Source organism: Streptomyces sp. NPDC005722 (assembly GCF_040630935.1).
In the GTDB taxonomy this organism is placed as follows: domain Bacteria; phylum Actinomycetota; class Actinomycetes; order Streptomycetales; family Streptomycetaceae; genus Actinacidiphila.
This window is the reverse complement of record NZ_JBEXYN010000044.1, coordinates 44,483-67,689: the sequence shown is the minus strand read 5'-3', so window position 1 is coordinate 67,689 and position 23,207 is coordinate 44,483. Positions and strand designations below refer to the sequence as shown.

Sequence of the window (23,207 nt, the reverse complement as noted above, 5' to 3'; positions counted from 1 at the left end):
ACCCCCCAGGTCATCCGTTCGACAGGGGGCAACAGTCATACCGGGCCCGGAGGCCAGCGGCCCTCTTGCAGGACCGCGAAAAACATAACGGGGCTCCCGCACCACGTGCCGGGTCGGGTCGGGTCAGTTGACCGACAGGACCGCCGTGTTGTTGGTGGTGTCCGGGTCGTACGTGAACTCGCCGAACTCCGGGTGGATGCTGACGGCACCGGTCGCGCCGGGCACCACGGTGTCGATCCGCAGCGAGAAGTCGAACGAGCGCTCGGTGTCCTCCAGCACCCAGTACGGAAGGGAGCAGTCGTAGCGCGGCGCCCCCGTCTCCTGCGGGTAGTAGCCGCCTGCAAGGGTGTGCGGGTCACAGCCGGAGGGGACGCCGGTGACCTTGGTGCCCGCGGGGACGATCAGCCGGACCTTGGCGACGGGGTCCCCGGAACCGAGGTTGCCGAGCCAGGCCGGGCCGTGGTTGCGGAACGTGAGCCGGGCCGTCACCGTCTCGCCCGCGGCACCGGTGACCGCGTCGCCGGTCACCGCGAAGTCCGCGGTGTTGTCGGCGCTGACGCCGACCACCGTGTAGTTGTCACCGCTCTCGAGGTCCTCGGCGCCCCCGCCGGGCTCGACGCTGATGTCGAGGCGCTCGTTCATCGCGTACGGGGCGAGCACCGCCTTGAGCGGCTTGGGCAGCTTGAAGGAGTCCCCCGGCGCCAGCACCCGGTCGAAGGTGCAGGTCGCGAAGGTCATCGGCGCGTACTCGCCGTCGTTGGACGTCGTGTAGGTGCAGCGCTTGTACTTGGTCAGCTTCTTGATGCCGTAGGAGGCCATGAACCTCAGCGTGAAGCCCTGCGCGCTCTCGTTGCCGTTGTTGGTCAGCCTGAACGGGAGCCGCACGGTGGCGCCGGGTGCGGCGTGCTCGACCGGGGCGATCTCCGCGAGCGACAGGTCCGGGCCGGAGGCGACCGTGAGAGTGGTGTCGGAATCGTCCGGCGGGGTGGTGAGGGTGCCGTCGGGGCCGCCGACGGCGGTCGCCGCGTAGGTGATCCGGCCGTGCGCCCCGCCCGCCGCACCGTCCGCCGCGCGGACCGATAGGTGGATCTGCCTGCTGTAGTCGCCGCCGATCACGGGCACCTCGGGCACGTGGCAGACGGCGGTCGTGCCGCTGGGAGTGCAGTTCTCCGGCCAGGTCACCTCCGCGACGCCCGCGACCCCGGAGACGTCCACGGTGACCTCGCCGTCGGTGACCGTGAAGTTGTCGTTGTCGTGGTAGATGCCGATGTCGAGCGTGTGCGACGGCGGTTCACCGCCGCCCGTGCCCGAGGGCAACGACAGTTCGGACGGTGCGTTGATCGACAGCTGGTCGGTCTCGGCCGCGTGCGCGGGTACGGCGAGACCGGCCACGAACAGGCCGGCCGCCGCGACGGCAGAGGCTCCCAGGCGCAACGAGCGCCCGACGGAGTCAGATCGCATGACTCTTCCCCAAGGGTGTGGCCACATCAGTGGTGCACCGGGGTCTCCGGTGCACCCGTACGACGATCAAGGAAGAGCGAAGGTTGTACGGTCTCCGGCCTCAACTCCACACAGTGAGGCCGCACTTCACGTTGCCCTCAGATGCGCGCGGAGGAAGGCGAGTGCCTCCTCGTCGTCGTCGATGGCACCGCCCTCGTGGCCGTTCCACGGCCAGACGGCCATCTCCTTGGGCCCCGCGTAGGCGTTGTATGCGGCGAAGACCGTCGAGGGCGGCGTGATCTCGTCCATCAGGGCCGCGGAGAAGCGCGCCGGCACCCGGGCGCGGGCGGCGAAGTTGACGCCGTCGAAGTAGGACAGGGTGCGCATGGCGCGCTCGGCGCCGCCGCGGTGGACGGCGAGGTAGCGGCCGATCTCACGGTAGGGGTCCGCGTCCGTGATGACCGTGGCCCGGGGGAAGTCGCACAGGAACGGGACGTGCGCGACCAGGGCGTGGACCCCGGGGTCCAGCGCGGCCACCGCGAGCGCGGTGCCGCCGCCCTGGCTCGCGCCGAGGACGGCGATCCGTCCGGGGTCCACCGAGGGCAGCGTGCGGACCGCGTCCACGGCGCGGACGGCGTCCGTGAACAGACGGCGGTAGTAGTACGTGCGGGGGTCGTCGATGCCCCGGGTCATCATCCCCGGTGCCTGCGGGCCCGTGGTGCCGGAGTCGGGGGTGTCGCCGCGGCTCCAGCCCGAGCCCTGGCCCCGGGTGTCCATGTGGAGGTGGGCGAAGCCCGCCGACGCCCACAGCAGCCCCTCCAGGGCGTGGCCCCGGCCGCCGCCGTAGCCGACGTACTGGACGACCGCGGGCAGCGGTCCCTCGGCGCCGTGCGGCAGCCGCAGCCAGGCCCGTACGGGCTCGCCGCCGAAGCCGGGGAAGGTGACGTCGAAGACGGCCACGGTGCGCAGCCGCGGACCGGGTGCGGTGGTGACGGTGACGGCGGCGGTCCCGGCGGCGCGCGACTCGGCGAGCGTCGTCCGCCAGAAGTCGTCGAAGTCGGCGGGCGCGGTCTGGGCGCTGCGGTAGTCCCGCAGTTCGGCCTCGGGGAGATCGGTGAACAACACGGCTCCGTGGTCAGGGGGCGAGCGGCCGGTAGTCGACCCAGTCGACGTCGGCGACGGTGGTGGAGGGGGCGCCGTGGGCGGTGGCGTACGGGCCGAGCCAGACGCCGAGGAAGCCGCCGGCGCGGGGCGAGCTGAGGAATCCGCCGTCCACGGCGGTCAGTTCGGTCTCCGCCTCCGGGTCCGCGCCCGCGGGGGCGTGGCGCAGCCCGTAGCGCTGGCCCTCGATGTGGATGCGCAGCACCACGGGCCCGGGGGGCAACGGCGCCTGCGCGACGACGCGTTCCTCGCCGCCGGTGCGGACCGCGGCGAGCACCCGGCGGCCGCCGCGGCCGTCACCGGCCACCGCGAACACCAGGTGGTCCGCCTCCGACTGGCGTACGGCGAGTCCGGCCCACTCCAGCGGCGTTCGGGGCGAGACGTCGAGGAGCGCGGACACGCTGACGTCCTGGTGCTGCTGACGCCGCCCGAGGAAGCTGGGGGTGCCGCCCTCGGCGAGCGTCGTGGGGCCCAGCGGCAGCCGGAGCCGGCCGGGACGTGCGGTGAGCGACCAGAAGGGTTCCGCGGTGCGCACCTGGTTCCACTTCGGGTCCAGCCGGGGGCCGTCGAAGTCGTCGCGCACCGGCTCCGGGTGGGGCGCCTCCGGGGGGCCGGTGACGACGGGCGGGCCGAAGGGGCCGAGCGTGGTGCCGCTGCCGGGCGCGAAGAGCGGCCAGCCGTCCTCCCAGGACACCGGGACGAGGAAGGTCTCCCGTCCGAGGTTGGGGTGGTATCCGCCGTAGGGGCGGCTGCCGAGCAGCACCGCCCACCACTCCCCCGCCGCCGTCCGCACCAGGTCGGCGTGGCCGACGCCGACGACGGGGAAGTCGCGGCCGAGGTGGCGGTGGGTGAACACCGGGTTGGCCGGGTTGCCGGTGTACGGGCCGGTGACGTGCTCGGCGCGGGCCACGCTGACGGCGTGCCCGTGCTCGGTGCCGCCCTCCGCCGCCAGCAGGTAGTAGCGGCTGTCCACCTTGTACAGGTGGGGTCCCTCCGCCCACACCGCGCCGTGCAGCGCCCCGCGCCACAGCAGGTGCTCGGGGCCGGTGAGGGCCATCCGCCCGGTGTCGAACTCCCGCAGCCAGACGTCGGTCTGCCCCTCCCACTCCCCCGGTTCCGCGAGCCGGGTACCGGTGCACCAGGCGCGGCCGTCGTCGTCGAAGAAGAGGGAGGGGTCGATGCCGGGCGCGTCGTCCAGCCACACCGGGTCGCTCCACGGCCCGGCGGGATCGGTGGCGGTGACGACGAACGTGCCGTTCCGGCCGCTGCCGCCGACGAGGGTGGTCACGACGTGGAAGCGGCCCCGGTGGTGCCGGATCGTCGCGGCGAAGATCCCCTCGGAGGACGCGACGGTGCTCAGGTCCACCTGCGAGGGCCGGTCCAGGACGTGCCCGATCGGCCGCCAGTTGACCAGGTCGCGGCTGTGGAACACGGGGATGCCGGGGAAGTACTCGAAGGTCGAGGTGATCAGGTAGTGGTCGTCCCCGACCCGGCAGACGCTGGGGTCGGGGTGGCAGCCCGGCAGGACGGGGTTGGCGACGGTCGCCGCCGCCTCCCCCGTCCCTTCGGGCACGCTCACCTGGACTCCTCCGGCGCGCCGGTGACCAGCGCGTGCAGCCGCCGGGTGTGGTCCACCTGCCGTGCCGGGCCGGTCAGTTCGGCCCGTACGGCGAACCGGACGTCGGTGCTGGAGGCGGCCAGCCGCACCTCCAGCTCCCCCGGTTCGACGACGCGGCGGCCGTCCCGGCCGGTGAAGGCGGCGACGTCGGCGGGGACGGTGACGTCGACGCGCCGTGCCTCGCCCGGCTCCAGCGGCACTCTCAGGTAGCCGACGAGCCGCTGCACGGGCTGGACGACGGAGGCGATCGGGTCGTGCAGGTAGACCTGGACGACCTCGCTGCCGGCGCGGTCGCCGGTGTTGCGGACGGTGAAGGACAGCTCCACCTCGCCGTCGGTGCCGGTCACGGGCCGGCCGTCGGCGGCACCGTGCACCTGGGGCGCGGACCATTCGAAGCTCGTGTAGGTCAGCCCGTGGCCGAAGCCGAAGGCCGCGGCCGGGTCGATGTTGGAGACCTCGCTGGCCCGCGCGAGCGGCGCCGCGAGGTAGGTGGAGGGCTGGACGCCCGGGTGCCGGGGGACGCTCACCGGCAGCCGCCCGGACGGGTCGATCCGTCCGCTCAGCACTCCGGCGAGCGCCGTCGTGCCCTCCTGCCCCGGGAAGAAGGTCTGGACGACGGCCGCGGCCTCGTCCACGGCCCGCCCGAGGGCGTAGGGGCGGCCCGACAGCAGGGTGAGCACGACGGGCGTCCCCGTGTCGAGGAGCGCGTCGAGCAGCCGCTGCTGCACGCCGGGCAGGGTGAGCGACTCCGCGTCGCAGCCCTCGCCGCTGGTGCCGCGGCCGAAGAGCCCGGCGCGGTCGCCGAGCGCGGCGACGACCACGTCGGCGTCGAGCGCCACCCGTACGGCCGCGGCGATGCCGGAGACGTCGTCGTCGTCGATGCCGCAACCGGCGACGGTGACGATCTCGGCGCCGGGGAACTCCGCGACCAGGGCCTGGCGGAGCGTGGGCAGGTCGATGCCGAGCGGGACCTCCGGGTGCTGCGCACCGACGTGGACCGGGAAGGAGTAGCAGCCCAGCACGGCGGTCGGGGTCTCCGCCTGGGGGCCGACGAGCGCGATGCGCGCGGGCCGCCCCAGGGGCAGGGTGCCGTCGTTGGAGAGCAGGACGGCGGACCGCTCGGCGAGGCGCCGCGAGAGGTCCCGGTGGGCGGCGGAGTTCAGGTCGACCGTGCCGCGCAGGGCCTGCGGGTCGGTGAGGTCGGCCCCGGCGAGCACGGACGGCACGGGGCTCCACCCGGGGTCCAGCAGGCCGAGCTGCGCCTTCTGGGTCAGGACGCGGCGCAGCGCGCGGTCCACCAGCTTCTCGTCGACCAGGCCCGCGGCGACGGCGTCCCGCAGCGGCTGCCCGAAGGTCTTGACGGTGGGCAGTTCCACGTCGACGCCGGCGTGCAGGGCGGTGCCGGCGGCGTCCGCCCAGTCGGCGGCGACGCCGTGCAGGGTCTTGAGGAAGGCGATCCCGAAGTAGTCGGCGACGACGGTCCCGTCGAAGCCCCAGGTGTCGCGGAGCAGCCCGGTCAGCAGTTCCTCGTCGGCGGCCGAGGGCACGCCGTCGGTGTCGGTGTACGCGTGCATCACGGACCGGACGCCGCTCTCCCGGACCGCCATCTCGAAGGGCGGCAGGACGACGTCGGCGCGTTCGCGCGGGCCCATGCTGACCGGCGCCAGGTTGCGCCCCGCGCGGGAGGCGGAGTAGCCGGCGAAGTGCTTGAGGGTGGCCACGATGCCCGCGGACTCCAGGCCCTGGATGTAGGCGGTGGCGATGGTCCCGACGAGGTAGGGGTCCTCACCGATGGTCTCCTCGACCCGTCCCCAGCGCGCGTCGCGCACGACGTCGAGGACGGGGGCGAGGCCCTGGTGGACGCCGACCGAGCGCATGTCGCGGCCGATGGCCGCGGCCATCACCCGGACCAGCTCGGGGTCGAAGGAGGCGCCCCAGGACAGCGGGACGGGGTAGGTGGTGGCGCCCCAGGCCGCGAAGCCCGCGAGGCACTCCTCGTGGGCCATGGCGGGGATGCCGAACCGGTTGGCTGCGGCGATCCGTTCCTGGGTGCGCATGAGGGACAGCGCCCCCAGGGCGGGGTCGACGGGGACGGTGCCGAAGGGCCGGGTGAGCTGCCCGAGGCCGTCCGGCAGGAGGTCGTCCAGGCTGGGTGGCTCTTCCATGTCGTGCTGGTGGGGGGCGACTTCGGCACCTTCGCCGGAGGCGCCGACCCAGACGCCGTAGAGCTGGGCGATCTTCTCGTCCAGGGTCATCTCGCGGATGAGCGCCTCGACGCGGGAGTCGGCGGTCACGTTGTCGTTCACTTTCCTCCGACGCCCATGAGCCCCTGCACGAGGGCACGGCGGGCGAACAGGTAGACGAGCAGGACGGGAATCGTGGACAGCACCACGGCGGCCAGCAGGCCGGGGATGTTGATGCCGTACTGGGTCCGGAAGTTGTAGAGGCCCAGCGTGATCACCTTGGTCTCCTCGGACTGGGTGAGCACCAGGGGGAACAGGAAGCCGTTCCACGCCTGCAGGGCGGAGAAGACGACGATCGTCGACAGTCCGCTGCCGGACAGCGGCAGGACGAGCTGGAAGAAGGTTCGCCGGACGGAGGCGCCGTCCATGGCCATCGCCTCGAACAGGTCGGAGGTGATGTCGCGCATCGTGCCGGTCAGGATCAGCGTGCAGACCGGCAGGCAGAACGCCGCCGTCGGCAGGATGACGCCGATGAGGTTGTCGTACAGCCCGGCCTTGCTGATGACGTAGAACATCGGGACGATCACGGCCTGCGCGGGGATCGCCAGGCCCAGCAGGAAGAGCCGGAACACCCCGGAGGTGCCGCGGCCCCGGTTGCGGACGATGGTGAACGCCAGCGGCGGCACGAGCAGCAGCACGATGGCCACCACGCTGACCGTGACGACGACCGTGTTGAGGAAGTACTGCCCGAAGCCGTTGCTGAAGTCCTGGACGTAGTTGTCCAGCGTGAAGGAGCGGGGGAAGGCCAGCGGGCCGCCCGCGCTGTACGCCTCGCGCGTCTGCACGGTGGCGCCGAGCATGACGTACAGCGGCAGGCCCACCAGCGCGAGCCACAGCAGGGCGCCCAGGCCCGCCAGGTAGTTGGGGCGTCGCCTCATCAGAGCCCCTCCTTGGTGCCGGCCATCTTGTCGTAGCCGGAGACCTTGACCACGACCAGCGAGATCACGGTGGCGACGACGACGAGCATCAGGGCGACCGCGGCGCCCGCGCCGAAGTCGAAGCCCTTGAAGGCCTTGTCGTACATGTAGTAGGCGCTGATGGTGGTGTCCGTGCCGGGGCCGCCCTGGGTGAGGATCAGCACCGTGTCGAAGGTGGTGAGACCGCCGACGATCATCAGGATCATCGAGGTGATGATCGAGTTGCGCAGCTGCGGCAGCGTGATGTGGAAGAACTGCCGCACGGTGCCCGCGCCGTCGATCTGCGCCGCCTGGTAGAGCACCTGCGGGATCGCCCGGGTCGCGCCCTGGTAGATCAGGGCGTGGAACGGGGTGAACTGCCAGGTGCTGACGAACACCAGCACGCCGATCGCGGCGGTCTGCGTGCCGAACAGGTTGCCGTCGCCGAACAGCCAGCGCGCCTGCGAGGGCACGCCGAAGTTCGGGTCGAGCAGTGCGCGCCACAGCACCGACACGGCGGTCGCGGACAGCAGCAGCGGCACGAAGAAGACCGCCGACAGCACCGCGCGGTTGCGCTGGGGACCGGCCGCCCAGACGCCGAGCAGGATGCTCAGCGGGGTCTGGACGACGACGCCCAGCACGGTGAGCAGCACGCTCAGCCAGAGGCTCTTGATCATGACGGGGTCCTGGAAGACCCGGACCCAGGTGTCGAAGCCCGCGAACTCGGGCGAGCCCAGTCCGCTCCAGGTGGTGAAGGAAAGGACCGCCACCAGCACCAGCGGCACGACGGCGAACAGGGCGAAGAAGATCGTGGCGGGGAGCGCCCAGGCGAGGCCCGGCCGGCCGATGCTACGGCCGGCCGGGCGCTGCGTCTGCCGCTTGCCCGTCACGGAGGCAGTGAGGGAGACCATGCGGGACGTCGCTCTCAGGAGGTGGGCAGGGCCTGCATGGCCTTGATGAAGCCGTCCGCGTCGACCTGGCCGTTGAAGAACTGCTGCACGGCCTGGTGGATCGGCGTGATGCCCGACGGCGGGTAGGCCTGGTCCCACGACAGCTGGAACGAGGGCGCCTTCTGGACCAGGTCGAACTGGTACTTCAGGTAGTCCGGGTTGTCGGCCGAGTCGAGGAACTTGGTGGTGTTCGTGGTGGTGGGCAGGTTGCCGATGGCGAGCTGCTGCTTCACGAAGTCGTCGGAGTACATCAGTTTGAGGAACTCCGCGACCGCTTCCGGGTGCTCGGTCTTCTTCAGCACCGAGTAGAAGTTGTTGGTGTTGCCGACGACGTTGGCGGCGTCGCCCTTGCCGCCGGTCACGGTCGGGAAGTTGGTGTAGCCGAGGTCGTTCTTGGCGAAGTCCGGGCTGGCGTCCTGCTGCGTGGAGTACTCCCAGGAGCCCATGAGCTCGAAGCCGGCCTTGCCGCTGGCGAGGAGCTGCGGGGAGCCGCCGTCGGTGAACTTCACCGAGTCGAAGTTGGTGCCGAAGGCACCGGCGTCGATGAGCTCCTTGAGCATGCCCAGCGCCTTCTTGCTGTCCTCGCTCTCCCAGGCGCTCTTGTCGCCACCGAGCGCCTTGGTGAACAGCTCCGGGCCGGCGACGCGGTCGTAGAGGTACTCGAACCACATCAGCGTCGGCCACTGGTCGCCGCCGCCGAGCGCGATCGGGGTGACGCCCTTGGCCTTGAGCTTCTTGACGGCGTCGATGAGCTCGTCCCAGGTCTGCGGGGGCTGCACGCCGGCGTCCGCGAGGACCTTCTTGTTGTTGAACATCAGGACCGGCTGGGTGCCGCGCATCGGCACGCCGTAGGACTTGCCGTCGACGACCGCCGTGTTGAAGACCGAGGACAGGAAGTTGTCCTTCAGGCCCGGGTCCTTCGTGATGAAGTCGTCGAGCGGGAGCAGCAGGCCGGCCTTCACGAACGGCTGGATGCTGCCGCCACCCCAGTTGAAGAAGACGTCGGGTGCCTGCTTGGTGTTGATGACGGTCTGCAGCTTCTGCTGGTAGTCCGCACCGGGGACCGTGTCGAGGACGGCCTTGACCTTCGAGGTCTTGTTGAACTCGGCGACGATCGCCTTCTCCACCTTGTTCGCGGAGTCGCCGTACACGAGGACGTGAATCGTCCCGGAATCGCCTCCCGCGGAGGCGCCATCACCGCCGCAGGCGGTCAGGGTCAGGCCCAGTGCCAGTGTCGCGCCGCCGGCGACGGCACGGGGGAACCACGCACGCTTCTTCATGATCGACCTCTCGAAAGTTTCGGCCGCTTTGCCGAAATTCGCCTGACGACGGACCGTAGGCTTCCCCTCCGCTGGGGTCAACAGCGTGGAATTGACGCGACCAAACCGTTACCGAACGGCGGTGCTCTATCCTGTGCCGCATGCGTGATGATGAGACCGAGGGCAGGATCACCCTGGCCGACGTGGCTTCGAAAGCGGGCGTGTCACTTTCGACAGTTTCGAAGGTGCTCAACGGACGTCCCGATGTGGCCGCGCCGACCCGGAGCAAGGTCGAACGCCTGCTGGAGGCGAACGGCTACCAGCGCCCCTCCCCCACCCAGCCCGAGTCGCGGCTGATCGAGATCGTCTTCCACGAGCTCGAGAGCGTCTGGGCGATGGAGCTCATCCGGGGCGTGGAGAACGTCGCCAAGAGCCGCAACATGAGCGTGGTGCTCACCGAGAGCGGCACCCGGCACGCCCCCGGCCCCGAGTGGATCGAGGGCGTGCTGCGCCGCCGCCCGCTCGGCGTCGTCCTGGTCTTCTCCTCGCTGCCCGACGACATCAAGCGAAAGTTGCGGTCACGGGCCATCAACTTCGTGATCATCGACCCGGCGGGCGATCCCGAACCCGACGTCCCCTCGGTGGGCTCGGCGAACTGGGCCGGCGGGGTGGCGGCCACCCGGCACCTCATCGACCTCGGCCACCGCCGGATCGGGATCATCACCGGCCCCGACGACATGCTGTGCTCCCTCGCCCGCCTCGACGGCTTCCGCTCGGCCATGGGCATGGCGGGGCTCACCGTCGACAACGACCTGATCCGCTACGGGGACTTCCACGTCCAGGGCGGGCACGACGGCGCCCTCGCCCTGCTGGAACGACCCGAACCGCCGACCGCCATCTTCGCGGGCAGCGACCTGCAGGCACTCGGCGTCCTGGAGGCGGCCCGGGTCAAGGGACTGCAGGTGCCCCGCGACCTGTCCGTGGTGGGCTACGACGACATCCCGCTCGCCCAGTGGGCGAGCCCGTCGCTGACCACCGTCAACCAGCCGCTGGTCGAGATGGCCGAGGAGGCCGCCCGGATGCTGCTCCGGCTCTCGCAGCCCGAGGAGACCGGCGACAAGAGCAACACCCGTATGGAGCTGGGCGTCAGACTGGTCGTCAGGAAGAGCACGGCGCCCCCGCACGAGGCCGGCGCGACCCCGGAGGACTGACGCCGGGAGGGCGCGGAGCGGGCGCACGGCGTCGTCCGCGGGGGCACGGAGAACCCCTGCGGACGGCTGTGTGACGAAGGCCACACCCAATGTCAACGCTCTTCGGAGTGGCGGTGATTACCGCGGGCGCACGGCGGGAAATGCTCGCTATGGCCGAGGCCAAGCGCCCGGCCGGCCCCGCTGGTGGGCGTTCTTCTGAGGGGGAGATGCACCCATGCGCACCCACGCACGACACAGCCGCGGCGAACGCTCGCTGGCGGTGCTCGAGGAGGAGCACGAACGTCGCGAGTCGTTCGAGCTGCTGACGGCGGACGACGCCGACGACGCCTTCGACGAAGAGGGTTATGAGATCTTCCGGGTGCACTGCCCCGACTGTGCCCGCCCGATCGCCCTCCTCGCCGACGAGGACGCCCTGCCGCAGCACGCGCTGTGCGCCTCGCCGTGGAACCCGTTCGGCCTGACGGTCTGCCCCGGCTCGGGGCGTCCCGCCGCCGAGGCCACGCCGTCCGACGACGACGCGCAAGGCGAGGAGGTCGAGTGGGGCGCCCTGTTGACGCTCCCCGCCGGGCTGGACTGGCGCACGCAGCCGTTCTCCCACGTGGGCGGCCCCGGTTCGCGGCCGATCCGCGTACCGTTCCAGCGCGCGGCCTGACCCGCGCCCATCGCGTACCCACGGTGCCGCGCCGCCCCCGACGAGGCGGCGCGGCACCGTCGTGTCAGCGCTCCTTGCTCTCCGGGCCGGCGAGGCTGCGGGCGATCACCATGCGCTGGATCTGGTTGGTGCCCTCGACGATCTGCAGCACCTTGGCCTCGCGCATGTACCGCTCGACGGGGAAGTCGGCGGTGTAGCCGTAGCCCCCGAGCAACTGGACCGCGTCCGTGGTCACCTGCATCGCGGCGTCCGTGCAGAACAGCTTCGCCATGGCCGCCTGCCGGGAGAACGGCCGGCCGGCGTCCCGCAGCCGGGCCGCCGCCAGGTACAGCGCCCGGCCGGCCTCGATCTTGGTGGCCATGTCGGCGATCATGAAGCGCAGCCCCTGGAAGTCGATGACGGGACGGCCGAACTGCTGCCGTGTCATCCCGTACGCCAGCGCCTCGTCGAGCGCCGCCTGGGCGACGCCGACGGCGCAGGCCGCGATGCCGAGGCGGCCGGAGTCGAGGGCGGCCAGCGCGATGGTGAAGCCCTGGCCCTCGTCGCCGACGCGGCGGCTGTCGGGGACGGTCACGCCGTCGAAGTGGACCTGGGCCGTCGGCGAGCCCTTCATGCCCATCTTCTTCTCCGGGAGCGCAGCGGTCAGGCCCTCCGCGTCGCCGGGCACCAGGTAGGCGGTGATGCCGCGGGGGCCCTCGACGCCGCTGCGGGCGAGCACCGTGTAGTAGTCCGCGACGCCGCCGTGGGTGATCCACGCCTTGGTGCCGTCGATGCGCCATGCGTCGCCCTCGCGGGTCGCCCGGGTGCGCAGCGAGGCGGCGTCCGAGCCGGAGGCGGGCTCGGAGAGGCTGTAGGCGCCGAGCAGGGAGCCGCCGAGCATGGCGGGCAGGTGCTCGGTCCGCTGCTCCTTGCTGCCGAAGTGGGCGACCGCGTGGCAGGCCAGGGTGTGGACGCTGACGCCGAGGCCGACGGTGAGCCGGGCCGCGGCCAGTTCCTCGAGCACCTGCAGGTACACCTCGTACGGCTGGCCACCGCCGCCGTACTCCTCCGGGTAGGGCAGTCCGAGCAGACCCGCCTCGCCGATGAGGCGGAACACCTCGCGCGGGAAGACGCCGGCGTCCTCCTCCTCGGCCGCCCGGGGCTTGATCTCCCGCTGGGCCAGCTCGCGTACGAGCGCGAGCAGGTCGCGGGCCTCCTCGGTGGGAAGCTGTCGGTCCACCGGCTGAAGGCCGTCGTGGGACATGGCGGCACTCTCCTCCCTGTCGGGCGCTGCGGCGGCGTCCGCTCAGGGTGTGGCGGCGCTGCCGGGTCGTCGACCGTCGACCGATGGTCTCCCGCCGGGTCACGGCATGGTCCGACCTGCGGCTTCGGCGCGTTGGAGTATGCCCGATCGGAGGCGTCGGAGTCACGGGGTGCCAGGCCCTCCGGAGCGTGCGACGGCGGATTTTTCCACACCGGACACCTGCGGGGCGGCTTTTCGCAAGGCTGTACGGGTCATGGGGCCGTTCGGGTTAACGTCGACGCGCGCGGTGCGCGTGCGGGACGTGAGCGAACCGCGTCAGGAGTCGACGAAAGGTGATGCCGGTGTCCGTGTTCCCTGCGTGGGGCCCGAAGGTGGCCGCGGTGGCGGTCGTCGCGCTGGCGGTGACGGGCTGCGGCGGCCAGGACACGGATGCGACGGGCGGACCCGTCGCCCTGGAGCGGATCGGGGAGGCCGCCGGCTGCACCCCGCAGCTGCAGACCGACGTGGAGGAGCTGCGCCAGGGCGCGTGCACGACGGCACGCGGTGCCTATGTGATGCTCACGTTCGCCAGCGCCGCCGGCCAGAAGTCGTGGCTGGAGGAGGCGGAGCCGTACGGCGGTTCCTACCTGATCGGGGAGCGCTGGGTGGTGGAGGCCGACCCCGAGGCGCTGGAGCCGGTCCGCGAGAAGCTGGGCGGCAGGGTCGAGGAGGGCGCGCACCACGGCCACTCCGCCGCGTCGCCCTCGGCCCCCGACCCCTCGGCTCCCGACCCCTCGGCGTCCGCGTCCGCGTCCGCGTCCTCCACGAGCCGGTAGCCGGTCCCGCGAGGGCGAGGCCCGGCACACGTCGGCCTGCGCCTGATGTGCCGGGCCGCCGTCGGCCGCGGGTTCGCGAGGAGCGGGTCAGACCTCCAGGTCGGCTTCGATGCGCCTGAGCTGGTGGCGGGCCATCGCCAGGTTCGCGCGGTCCTTGTCCAGCGCGACGTAGAGGAACAGGCCCTTGCCCGAACGCCCGGTCAGCAGCCGGATCATGTGGATCTGGGTGTTGAGCGTGATCAGGATGTCCTCGATGTGCTCCTTGAGGTTGAGCATCTCCATCGTGCGCATCTTGGCGCGGACGACGTCGGTGTTGCCCGCGGCCGCGACGGTCAGGTCGAGGTCCTTGGAGCCCCCGAGGGTGCCCAGGGCCATGCCGCTGCCGTAGTCCACGAGAGCGACGCCCAGGACGCCCTCGATCGACGTCATTACATCCTTCAGCGCGGTCTCGGTGTTGGCCATTGCGGTCTCGCTTCCTTGTCGTTGGGTTCTCTGACGTGACGAATGCCTGGGTCCGGTGGCGGCGCGGCCGCGTACGGTGCCCGGCGGCTTGTCGGCTGGTGAGCTGGGTCGTACGGTCATTTCCGCTCCTGACGTTGGAGCGCGAGGTCGACGAGATCCTCGATCCGTCGACTGGATCGACGGGCCTCCAGGTGGATGCGGCCCACGTTGGAGGCGGGTCCCGCCACCAGGGCGAGGGCCATGGCGCCGCCGGCGGCGTAGGCGGCGATGTAGCCGCCGTCCCCCCTGACCAGCAGTTCCCGGAAACCGCCGCGTTCGGTGGCCTCCGTGATCCGGGCCGCCACGCCCAGCGCCGCCGCGGTCAGCGCGGCGACCCCCTCCGGCTCCGGCCCGCTCAGGTCGTGCGCGACGACCAGGCCGTCGACGCTGGCGACGAGCCCTCCCGTCAGGTGCGGCACCCTCGCCCGCAGGCTCCGGAGTTCGGCCAGTACGTCGGCTTCGAGTGCCACCAGCTGTCTCCTTCCGGCGAGCTGCCGCAGAGCCTTCCTCCACGGTCGTTCGGCGGGCGCCGGGCGGGTCGGCAGGGCGCTCACAGGCGGGCCTCCAGGGCGGCACGAAGTCGTAGCAACAGGGCGACTGAGGGGTCGGAGGACGGCAGGACCGCCGGCTGCGGTCCACCGTGGGCGAAGGGCGGGGGCGGCGCCGGGGCCGGTGGCGGCTCGGGGGGCGCCGGCGGGGGCGGCAGCGGCGGGGCCGCGGGCGGCGCCGGGAGCGGGGCCGGGGCCGGGGGCGCCTGGGCGCGGACCGGCATGCTGATCCGGCCGTTCGCTGCCAGCCGGCGTACGTCCAGCAGGGTCGCGAAGGCGGAACGCCCCAGGTGCCAGGCGATCTGCACGGGCGTACGGGAACCGTCCGCCGCCGCCAGCACCGCCAGCTGGGCGGGCGTGGGGGCCCTGGCCCGGCCGCCGCGCACCTCGCGCTCGGAGCGGGGGACGACGGGGCCGGCGTCGGTGTCGTCCCAGGGCCAGGCCCGCTCCAGTTGCGCGCGGCGCCGCTGTGTCTCCCTGGCCACCCGCTGGGCGGGGACCGGCCGGGAGATGGGGCCCAGCCGGGAGGTGGCGCCCGGCTGGAACCGGTCGGGCTCGGAGTCGGGCAGGAGCGTGAAGTAGGCGGCGTCGAAGAGCGCCAGCAGGTGGCACAGCTCCAGTTCCCCGCGGGCCACCCGTCCGGTGTCGACGAGGTGCCCGCCGACGCCGCGCTCGGCGCTCGCGGTGGTGACCGCCTCGCGCCACTGGTCCGGGGAGAGCAGCCCGCAGGCCATGAGCCGCACCCCGAGGTCCGGGGCGCAGGGGCTCTCGGCGTGCACGATCGCCCCGTCGCGCAGGTAGACCGCCCCCGCCGATCCGTACAGCGCCCCGCTGGCCCGCGCCTCGGCGAGCCGGGCCAGCGCGGCGGTGAAGGCGTACGCGCCCACCACTCCGGCGCGGACCTGGGCCGGCGCGCCGCCGCGCGCCGGAGTGCGCCGGGGCAGACCGCGCACGGCCAGCGTCGGCCTGCCGGCCTCCGTGCCCGTCATACGAGCACCAGCCGCTCGGCGATGGCCTGCAGCCCCAGCCGGGCGACGGCCAGGTTGGCCATCGAACGGTCCAGCCACAGGTAGAGGATGACGTCGCTGTCGAAGGAGGTGTCGAGGAAGCGGATGAGGTGGTAGCTCCCCGGGGCGGTGATGATGATGTCCTCGACCGGCACCCTTCCGGATTCCTTCGCGGTGAAGGTGCCGCCCTCCACGACCGCCCGCGCCGCCTCGGTGGTGTCCGCGGCCGCCGCCTCGTAACCGTGTCCCGGTTCCTGCCCGACCGCCCCGAGGAGGAGGCCGCTGCTCCAGTCGACCACGCTCGCCCCGAGCACACCGGGAATCGCCAGCGCCTCGGACAGGCACTCGTCTATGCCGGGCACGCGCACCCCTTCGCCGCGACTTCTGGTATACGGAACAGCACGGAACGTTACTCATCCCGTACGCGAAAAAGGTGAGTTGGGGCATTTTCCAGAGGCATGTGCGGGCGACTCGCTAGGATTCGCCGCCGCTTGTGATCAGTCGGCGCAATTGTCCTCGGGTCCGCCCCCGGCGATCCGGGCGAGGACGTCCAGCGCCTCGCCCAGGACCTGCGGCGACGGCGAGGCGAGACCGATCCGTACGGCGTGCGGCGCGCTGCCGCGGCCCACCGCGAAGGCGGCGGCCGGGGTGACGGCGATGCCCTCCCGGGCGGCGGCCGCGACGAAGGTGTCGGCGCGCCAGCGTCCGGGCAGCCGCCACCAGCAGAAGCAGGCGCGCGGATCGGCCGTGACGGAGAACCCCGCGAGGCGTTCGGCGGCGATGCGGGCCCGGGCCGTCGCGTCGTGCCGTTTGGCCGCCACCACCGTGTCCACGGCGCCGTCGCCGATCCAGCGGCAGGCGGCGGCGAGCGCGAAGCCGGAGGCGGTCGCGCCCGCCGAACGCAGGGCCGCGGAAACCGGGGCGGTCAGCTCCGGCGGGGTGAGCGCGACGCCTGCGGTGAGCCCGGGGGCGAGCCGCTTGGAGAGGCTGTCGACCAGGACCACACGGTCGGGGGCGAACGCCGCGAGCGGCGGCGGGGCGTCCGGGGCGAGGAAGGCCCAGACGGCGTCCTCGACGGCGGGCAGGTCCAGCCGGCCGAGGGTGCCGGCGAGTTCGGCCCGGCGCGGCTCCGGCATGGTGACGCCGAGCGGGTTGTGCAGGGTGGGCTGGGTGTAGAGGGCGTGCAGCGGGGCGTCGCGGTGGAGTTCGGCGAGGGCGTCCGGGCGTATCCCGTGCTCGTCGCCGGGGACGGGCACGAGGGTGATCCGAAGCCGTGCGGCGAGCGCCTTGACCACGGGGTAGGTGAAGGCCTCCACGGCCAGCCGGCCGCCGGGCGGGACGAGCGCGGCCAAGGCGGCGGCGATGGCCTGCCGTCCGTTGCCCGCGAAGAGCAGGCGGCCGGGGTCGGGGCGCGGGCCGGTGCGGGCGAGCAGCGCGGCGAAGGTGTCGCGTGCGGCCGGGGTGCCGGCGGCGGTCAGCGGGCGCAGGGCGGCGTCGAGGACGTCGGGGCGCTGCAGCGCGGCGAGGCCCGGGGCGAGCAGCCGTGACTGGCCCTCGGCGACGGGGTGGTTCAGCTCCAGGTCGATCCGCTGGGCCGAGGGCTCGGCGAGGGCGGGCCCCGTGGCGGGCGGTGCGGCACGGACGAAGGTGCCGCGCCCCACCTCCCCCACGACCAGCCCGCGGCGGGCGAGTTCGGTGTAGACGCGGATCGCCGTGGAGTTGGCGATGCCGTGCCGCCGCGCGAACGTCCGCTGCGGTGGGAGCCGGTCGCCGGGACGCAGGCGTCCGGCGGCGATGTCGGCGGCGACGGCGTCCGCGGCCGTGCGGTAGTCGTCCATCGGTTCCTCCTTCGAGGCGATCCCTGCATTGCACCGAGAGCAAAGATCCTATTGCACCGAGCAGGCAGGGGAACCTAGCATCGCGGCCAACTCCCCTTCGGGAGCGGGCACGTTCGAGGCGAGGAGATCCCCGTGGCAACAGCTGTGGTCAACGGTGTGACGTTGGCGTACGACGACGAGGGGGAAGGTCCCGGCACGCCTCTGGTGCTCGTGCACGGCCATCCCTTCGACCGTTCGATGTGGGCGCCGCAGGTGGCCGCCGCCGCGGCCGGCCGCCGGGTGGTCGTACCGGACCTGCGCGGCTACGGCGCGAGCGAGGTGGTCCCGGGCATCACCCTGCTGGAGACCTTCGCGCGCGACCTCGCCGCCCTCATGGACCACCTGGGCGTCGCGGAGGCCGTGGTCGGCGGGCTGTCGATGGGCGGTCAGATCGTCATGGAGTTCCAACGGCTGTTCCCCGGGCGGACGACCGGGCTCCTGCTCGCCGACACCTTCCCGGGCGCCGAGACGGAGGAGGGACGGCGGGCCCGGGAGGCGATGGCGGAGCGGCTGGTGGCGGAGGGGATGTCCGGCTACGCCGACTACGTGCTGGACCGGATGATCGCGCCCCGCAACGTCACCGCGCTCCCCGGCGTGGCCGCGCACGTGCTGCGGATGATGCGCGGCACCTCCCCCGAGGGCGCGGCGGCCGCCCTGCGCGGCCGGGCCCTGCGACCCGACTACGGGGCCGTGCTGGCCGCGGTCCGGGTGCCCACGCTGATCGTGGTGGGCCGGGACGACGTGTACACCCCGGTCGCCGAGGCCGAGGCGATGCACGCCGCCGTGCGCGGTTCGCGGCTCGTGGTCGTCGAGGGCGCCGGGCACCTGCCGAACCTGGAGCGCCCCGACGCGTTCGACGCCGCGCTGCTGGGGTTCCTCGGTACGTGTGCCTAGGTCGTGGTGTCGACCAGCGAGAGCGAGTGGAGGCGGTCGGGCGGGCCGGGCCGGGCGTAGTACCAGCCCTGCGCGGTGTCGCAGCCCAGCGCCCGCAGGTGTTCGGCCTGGGCGCCGGTCTCGACGCCCTCCACCGTCACCGACAGCCCGAGGGTGTGCGCCAGGTCGACGACGATCTCCACGATCTTCACGTCCACCGGATCGGCCGGCTGCTGCTGCATGCCGCGCGTGAAGGACCGGTCGAGCTTGAGCGTGGTGATGGGCAGCCGGCGCAGCGAGGCCAGGTTGGAATAGCCGGTGCCGAAGTCGTCGAGGGCGATGGCCATCCCGAGTTCGGCGAACTCCCGCAGCGGGCGCATCAGTTCCTCGTCGGCGCCGATGAAGGCGCTCTCGGTGACCTCCAGGCACAGCGCGGCCGGCTCCAGCCCGGCGTCCTTGATCACCGCGAGGGTCTCCGGGACGAGGCCGGGGTGGCCGAGCTGGGCCGGCGAGAGGTTGACGTTGATGCGCAGCGGATGGCCGTCGCTGCGCGGGAACTGCCAGTCCCGGGCCTGCCAGGCGGCCTGCTGCAGCACCCAGTGGCCGAGCGGCACGATCAGCCCGGTGCTCTCGGCGAGCGGGATGAACTGGTCGGGGCCGAGGATCCCGTGCACCGGGTGGCACCAGCGCACCAGGGCCTCCGCCCCGCGGACGCTGCCGTCCCCGAGCCGTACCAGTGGCTGGTACTCGATGAAGAACTCGCCGCGCTCCAGGGCGGTCGGCAGCCGGTTGGTCAGCCCGTGCCGGGTGATGGCGCGCGCGTCGGAGTCCGGGTCGGCCAGTTCGAAGCGGTTGCCGCCCGCGGCCTTGGCCCGGTACATCGTGATGTCGGCGCTGCGCAGCACCTCGGCGGGGCCCAGGGAGCCGGCCCGGCCCTCGACGATGCCGATGCTGCAGCGCACGGACAGGTCGCGGCCCTCCACCCGGATCGGGTCGGCGAGCGCGGCCAGGATCAGGTCGGCGAGGCCGGTGATGTCCGCGCGGCTGGCGGGGTTGACGACCAGTGCGGCGAACTCGTCGCCGCCGATGCGGGCGACGAGCTGGTCGGGTGAGGTGACGCAGGCCTCGAGGCGTTCGGCGACGGCGACCAGGAGGCGGTCGCCGACGGCGTGGCCGAGGCTGTCGTTGACGTCCTTGAAGCCGTCCAGGTCGAGGTAGCAGACGCCGACGCCGACGCCGTCGGGGCCGTTCAGCGTCTGCTCCAGGCGCTCGAAGAAGAGGTTGCGGTTGGCCAGTCCGGTGAGCGCGTCGTGGGTGGCCTCGTGCCGCAGCCGCTCGCTGAGCAGGCGCTCCTCGGTGATGTCCTCCATCAGCGCGAGCATGTACTGCGGGGTGCCGCCGGCGTCGCGCAGCAGGGAGACCGTCAGGTTGGTCCACAGGGCGGTGCCGTCGGGCCGGTAGTAGGCCTTCTCGATGCGGTAGTGGTCGCGTTCGCCGCGGTTGAGCTGGCGCTGCATCTCCCAGACCTCGGGGGCGTCGTCGGGGTGCACCCAGTCGTAGACGTTCCTGCTGCGGATGTGGCGTTCCAGGCCGCCGAACATGGTGGTGAGGGCGGCGTTGACGTCCAGGACGCGGCCGTCCATGTCGGCGATGCCGATGCCTATGGAGGCGTCCTGGAAGACCGCGCGGAAGCGGACCTCGCTCTCGTACAGGGCATGTTCGGTGGCGGCCCGGGCGGCGAGCGCCGCGCGGGACAGCGCCTCCTGCTCCGTCCGCGTGCGTTCCTGCAGGGCGCGGGCGTATCCCGCGGCCACCCAGTGCTGCAGGCGGTTGCAGCGGGTGCGGCTCTCCTCCGGCGGGAGGGCGGGGCCGGGCGGGCAGTACAGGAGCAGGTAGGCGTCGACGACGTCGAGGATCCGCGCCAGCGCCTGGGGGTCGGTGCAGTGCGCCGCCACCAGCGCGGCGCCCACCTCCGCGGCCGGTCGGGGGTCGAAGGGCTGCGCGCGCAGGGCGGCGTTGAGACGCGCGGCGAGCGGGAGCAGGTACTCCTCGAACTCGCCGCGCGTCATGGAGGTGGCGGTGGCCGGGTAGATCGCCCGGCTCCAGATGATCGCGAAGCGCCGCAGGCTGTCGGCGGGCTCCGGCTCCGGGCCGGGGGCTCTCGTCACCGTCACGCCTTGCGGCCGACGCCCGCGAACCCGCTGAAGACGACCGGGTCGAGCTCGTCGTCGTCCGTGCCGTCGGGGCGCCACAACGGCGGGGAGACCAGGCCGGGTTCGACGAGGTCGAAGCCGTCGAAGAAGCGCTCCACCTCGGCCCGCGAGCGCATGATCAGCGGCGAGCTCGCGCTGCGGTAGACGTTCTCGACCCGCTCCCCCTCCTCGGGTGCGCGCGGGCCTCCCTCGACGGAGGCGTGGGTGACGACCAGCAGGCTCCCGGGGGCGAGGGCGTCGCGCAGCTCCGCCACGGCCTTGGCCGGTTCGTCGGCGTCCTCGAGGAAGTGCAGGACCGCGACGAGCAGCAGCGCGACGGGGCGCTCCAGGTCGATGAGCCCGCGCACCTCGGGGCTGTCCAGGATGTCGCGGGGCGAGCGCAGGTCGGCGGCGACGATGGCGGCGGCGTCGCTGCCCTCCAGCACCGCGCGGCTGTGGGCGACGGCGACCGGGTCGTGGTCGACGTAGACGACGTGGGCGCCGGGACTGGCGGCCTGGGCGACCTCGTGGACGTTGCCGAAGGTGGGGATGCCGGAGCCGATGTCGAGGAACTGCGTGATGCCCTGGCCGACGGCGAAGCGCACCGCCCTGCGCATGAAGGCGCGGTTGGCCTGCATGATCTTCGGCAGCCCGGGGAAGGCCTCGATGGCCCGCCGTCCGGCCTCCCGGTCGACCTCGAAGTTGTGCGAGCCGCCCAGGTAGTAGTCGTAGATCCGGGACACGCTCGGCACGGAAAGATCGATGCCATGGGGGGCCCAGGCGGGACGCTCCATCAACGGCTCCAGCTCGTGGTCGGCGATCGGGACGAGTGGTCGTGGACACGACCACGTGCGTCAGAGGCTACTGACCGACCGTTCGAGAAGAACAAGAAATGGAAATATTCGATCCGTTTTCGGTCACAGACCAAAGGCATGTGCCCTGCTCCCGACAAGAGGGGAACAGGGCACACGCTTACCGCCGGATGACGGTGGATCGGTTCGATCAGACGTTGACGCCGTGGGCGCGCAGGTACGCCAGCGGGTCCATGTCGGAGCCGAAGTCGGGGGTGGTGCGGACCTCGAAGTGCAGGTGCGGACCGGTCACGTTGCCGGTGGCGCCCGACAGACCCAGCTGCTGGCCGGCGGAGACCGACTGGCCGGCCGAGACCGACAGCGAGGAGAGGTGTGCGTACTGCGAGTACCGGCCGTCGGCGTGCTTGACGACGACCTGGTTGCCGTACGAGCCGCCCCAGCCCGCGGAGACCACGGTGCCGGAGGCGATCGACTTCACCTTGGTGCCGGTCGAGGCGATGAAGTCGACACCGGTGTGGTAGCCCTTGGACCACATGGCACCGGCCTGGTGGTAGGCGGTTCCCAGCGTGACGCGGTCGAGCGGGGTGGTGTAGCCGGAGGCGCTGGCCGCCTTGACGGCGGCCGGCTTGGCGGCCGGGGCCGCCTTCGCGGCCTTCGGCGCGGCCTTGGTGGCGGCCTTCTCGCCCAGCGACAGGACCTGGCCCGGGTAGATCAGGTTCGGGTTGCCGCCGATGACCGACTCGTTGTCCGCGTAGAGCTGCTTCCAGCCGCCCTCGACCGACTGCGCGCCGGCGATCTTGGACAGGGTGTCGCCGCCGGCGACCTTGTAGGAGCCGCCCGCGCTCTTCGGCGCGCTGGTGGAGGACTTCGGCGCCTCGGCCTTCGCGGCGGGAGCGGCCGGCTTGGCGGCGGGCTTCGCCGCGGTGCCGGAGACGCTCTCCGGGGTGGCCGACGGGTCGGCCATCGCCTTGGTCAGACCGGCCTTGGGGCCGCACACGGGCCAGGCCTGCGGGCCCTGGGTCGCCAGGACCTTCTCCGCGACGGCGATCTGCTGCGCCTTGGTCGCGAGGTCGGCGCGCGGCGCGTACTTCGTGCCGCCGAAGCCGGCCCAGGTGCTCTGGGTGAACTGCAGGCCGCCGTAGAAGCCGTTACCGGTGTTGATGGACCAGTTGTTGGTGCTCTCGCAGGCCGCGACCTTGTCCCAGACGCTCACGGGAGCGGCGTGGGCACCGGTGGCACCGACGATCGGGAGCGCCACGGCCGCACCGGTGGTGCCGGCCAGCGCGCTGATTCGGGTGATACGGGTGTTCCGCGGACGACGGTGCTTTCCCTTACCGGGCATGCCGAATTCCTCTCCGACGCCTGCGAGGTAAGCTGTCGGGTTCGGGCTGGAGATGCCCGGCCGCAAAATGGCACGCCACATGAAGGCATGTCGCTGCGACTTCACCCCTAGCCGTCCCGAGACCAACGGGAACGGCAAACTACCTGGGTCCCCCGCTCCTGCCGTGCGGTCTTGTCATCCGGCGTCCGGGCGGCGGCAGGACTAGGCGTTCCGCCCGGAAGAATCTCGCAGGCATTTGTCCTGCGAGATCTGGAAGCTAAACGACGGAATCGTTCCGGAGCAAGGAGCGGAATCACGCCCCCCGGCGGACCGCAAGTCGATCATTCGCATCCGTGACTTTACGTGAGAAGTGTCCGCTCTGCGTAGGCGAAAATTTGGCCGACGGTAATCAGCCGATATCGCCCGGTGAAATTCAGCGGGAAAAGTGGACGATGCGTCGCCCGCGGTTTCCGTTGCGTGACCGGCACGTGACACCCATCACGTACCGATTGCCTACGCATGCACTGTGGGCGCATATGTCCGGTTAGACACTTAAATGCCGGATAAGGCGGGACCTGTTGTGGTTCA

20 protein-coding genes and 1 riboswitch are annotated in these 23,207 nt (G+C 72.3%); of the genes, 4 read left to right on the top strand and 16 right to left on the bottom strand.

The window, feature by feature from the left end; all coding sequences use genetic code 11:
• Window positions 1–123 precede the first annotated feature (123 nt).
• From ABZ479_RS33980 to ABZ479_RS33950, 7 genes are all read right to left on the bottom strand, one after another.
• Window positions 124–1,461, bottom strand: coding sequence for a COG1361 family protein (locus ABZ479_RS33980; RefSeq protein WP_500465153.1), 1,338 nt, complete (start codon window positions 1,459–1,461; stop codon window positions 124–126).
• A 126-nt stretch (window positions 1,462–1,587) separates the two neighbouring features.
• Entirely contained in the window at window positions 1,588–2,565 is a 978-nt protein-coding gene (locus ABZ479_RS33975) for an acetylxylan esterase (RefSeq protein WP_500465152.1), read from the bottom strand.
• A 10-nt stretch (window positions 2,566–2,575) separates the two neighbouring features.
• Window positions 2,576–4,180: a glycoside hydrolase family 43 protein gene (locus ABZ479_RS33970; RefSeq protein WP_500465151.1), complete on the bottom strand. Its 1,605-nt coding sequence runs from the start codon at window positions 4,178–4,180 to the stop codon at window positions 2,576–2,578.
• Window positions 4,177–6,474: a beta-xylosidase/alpha-l-arabinosidase gene (locus ABZ479_RS33965; RefSeq protein WP_500465154.1), complete on the bottom strand. Its 2,298-nt coding sequence runs from the start codon at window positions 6,472–6,474 to the stop codon at window positions 4,177–4,179. The genes ABZ479_RS33970 and ABZ479_RS33965 overlap by 4 nt, the downstream gene beginning before the upstream one ends.
• Before the next feature lie 47 nt (window positions 6,475–6,521).
• A complete protein-coding gene (locus tag ABZ479_RS33960) occupies window positions 6,522–7,340 on the bottom strand; it encodes a carbohydrate ABC transporter permease (protein WP_499515550.1) in 819 nt (272 codons plus the stop codon).
• Window positions 7,340–8,269 (bottom strand): carbohydrate ABC transporter permease, encoded by a 930-nt coding sequence (locus ABZ479_RS33955; protein WP_499603042.1) that lies wholly within the window; start codon window positions 8,267–8,269, stop codon window positions 7,340–7,342. Before ABZ479_RS33955 ends, ABZ479_RS33960 begins: the two co-directional genes overlap by 1 nt.
• Window positions 8,270–8,283: 14 nt before the next feature.
• A complete protein-coding gene (locus ABZ479_RS33950) occupies window positions 8,284–9,588 on the bottom strand; it encodes an ABC transporter substrate-binding protein (RefSeq protein ID WP_500465150.1) in 1,305 nt (434 codons plus the stop codon).
• A gap of 140 nt (window positions 9,589–9,728) precedes the next feature.
• On the opposite strand from ABZ479_RS33950, the gene ABZ479_RS33945 reads away from it, so the two are divergent.
• On the top strand, window positions 9,729–10,778 hold the full coding sequence (locus ABZ479_RS33945) for a LacI family DNA-binding transcriptional regulator (protein WP_500465149.1): 1,050 nt from the start codon (window positions 9,729–9,731) through the stop codon (window positions 10,776–10,778).
• 214 nt (window positions 10,779–10,992) lie between these two features.
• Window positions 10,993–11,430, top strand: coding sequence for a hypothetical protein (locus ABZ479_RS33940; protein ID WP_500465148.1), 438 nt, complete (start codon window positions 10,993–10,995; stop codon window positions 11,428–11,430).
• Window positions 11,431–11,494: 64 nt separating this feature from the next.
• Here the strand turns inward: ABZ479_RS33940 and ABZ479_RS33935 are convergent, their stop codons facing one another.
• Window positions 11,495–12,673 carry an acyl-CoA dehydrogenase family protein gene (locus ABZ479_RS33935; protein ID WP_499603046.1) on the bottom strand — a complete coding sequence of 393 codons (1,179 nt, stop codon included), beginning with the start codon at window positions 12,671–12,673 and terminating at the stop codon, window positions 11,495–11,497.
• 341 nt (window positions 12,674–13,014) lie between these two features.
• Between ABZ479_RS33935 and ABZ479_RS33930 the strand changes: the two genes are divergently transcribed.
• Entirely contained in the window at window positions 13,015–13,488 is a 474-nt protein-coding gene (locus tag ABZ479_RS33930; RefSeq protein WP_500465147.1) for a hypothetical protein, read from the top strand.
• Window positions 13,489–13,575: 87 nt separating this feature from the next.
• On the opposite strand, the gene ABZ479_RS33925 is transcribed toward ABZ479_RS33930, so the two are convergent.
• From ABZ479_RS33925 to ABZ479_RS33905, 5 genes are all read right to left on the bottom strand, one after another.
• Window positions 13,576–13,950: a hypothetical protein gene (locus ABZ479_RS33925; protein ID WP_089223338.1), complete on the bottom strand. Its 375-nt coding sequence runs from the start codon at window positions 13,948–13,950 to the stop codon at window positions 13,576–13,578.
• A gap of 116 nt (window positions 13,951–14,066) precedes the next feature.
• Complete coding sequence (locus ABZ479_RS33920; RefSeq protein ID WP_500465146.1) at window positions 14,067–14,459, bottom strand: roadblock/LC7 domain-containing protein; 393 nt, start codon at window positions 14,457–14,459, stop codon at window positions 14,067–14,069.
• A gap of 80 nt (window positions 14,460–14,539) precedes the next feature.
• Complete coding sequence (locus ABZ479_RS33915; protein WP_500465145.1) at window positions 14,540–15,526, bottom strand: transcriptional regulator; 987 nt, start codon at window positions 15,524–15,526, stop codon at window positions 14,540–14,542.
• Window positions 15,523–15,906, bottom strand: coding sequence for a hypothetical protein (locus tag ABZ479_RS33910; RefSeq protein ID WP_499603050.1), 384 nt, complete (start codon window positions 15,904–15,906; stop codon window positions 15,523–15,525). The genes ABZ479_RS33915 and ABZ479_RS33910 overlap by 4 nt, the downstream gene beginning before the upstream one ends.
• 135 nt (window positions 15,907–16,041) lie before the next feature.
• On the bottom strand, window positions 16,042–17,382 hold the full coding sequence (locus ABZ479_RS33905) for an aminotransferase-like domain-containing protein (protein WP_500465144.1): 1,341 nt from the start codon (window positions 17,380–17,382) through the stop codon (window positions 16,042–16,044).
• Between the two features lie 132 nt (window positions 17,383–17,514).
• Here ABZ479_RS33905 and ABZ479_RS33900 point away from each other — a divergent pair, with 132 nt between their 5' ends.
• Entirely contained in the window at window positions 17,515–18,315 is an 801-nt protein-coding gene (locus ABZ479_RS33900) for an alpha/beta fold hydrolase (protein WP_500465143.1), read from the top strand.
• Here the strand turns inward: ABZ479_RS33900 and ABZ479_RS33895 are convergent.
• The 3 genes from ABZ479_RS33895 to ABZ479_RS33885 form a co-directional block, all read right to left on the bottom strand.
• Window positions 18,312–20,468 carry a putative bifunctional diguanylate cyclase/phosphodiesterase gene (locus ABZ479_RS33895; protein ID WP_500465142.1) on the bottom strand — a complete coding sequence of 719 codons (2,157 nt, stop codon included), beginning with the start codon at window positions 20,466–20,468 and terminating at the stop codon, window positions 18,312–18,314. The genes ABZ479_RS33900 and ABZ479_RS33895 overlap by 4 nt on opposite strands.
• Entirely contained in the window at window positions 20,465–21,280 is an 816-nt protein-coding gene (locus tag ABZ479_RS33890) for an SAM-dependent methyltransferase (protein ID WP_500465141.1), read from the bottom strand. Before ABZ479_RS33890 ends, ABZ479_RS33895 begins: the two co-directional genes overlap by 4 nt.
• Before the next feature lie 208 nt (window positions 21,281–21,488).
• Window positions 21,489–22,640, bottom strand: a complete 1,152-nt coding sequence (locus tag ABZ479_RS33885; RefSeq protein ID WP_500465140.1) for a transglycosylase family protein — start codon at window positions 22,638–22,640, stop codon at window positions 21,489–21,491.
• 2 nt (window positions 22,641–22,642) lie between these two features.
• Window positions 22,643–22,834: riboswitch (cyclic di-AMP (ydaO/yuaA leader) on the bottom strand.
• Between the last annotated feature and the right edge of the window lie 373 nt (window positions 22,835–23,207).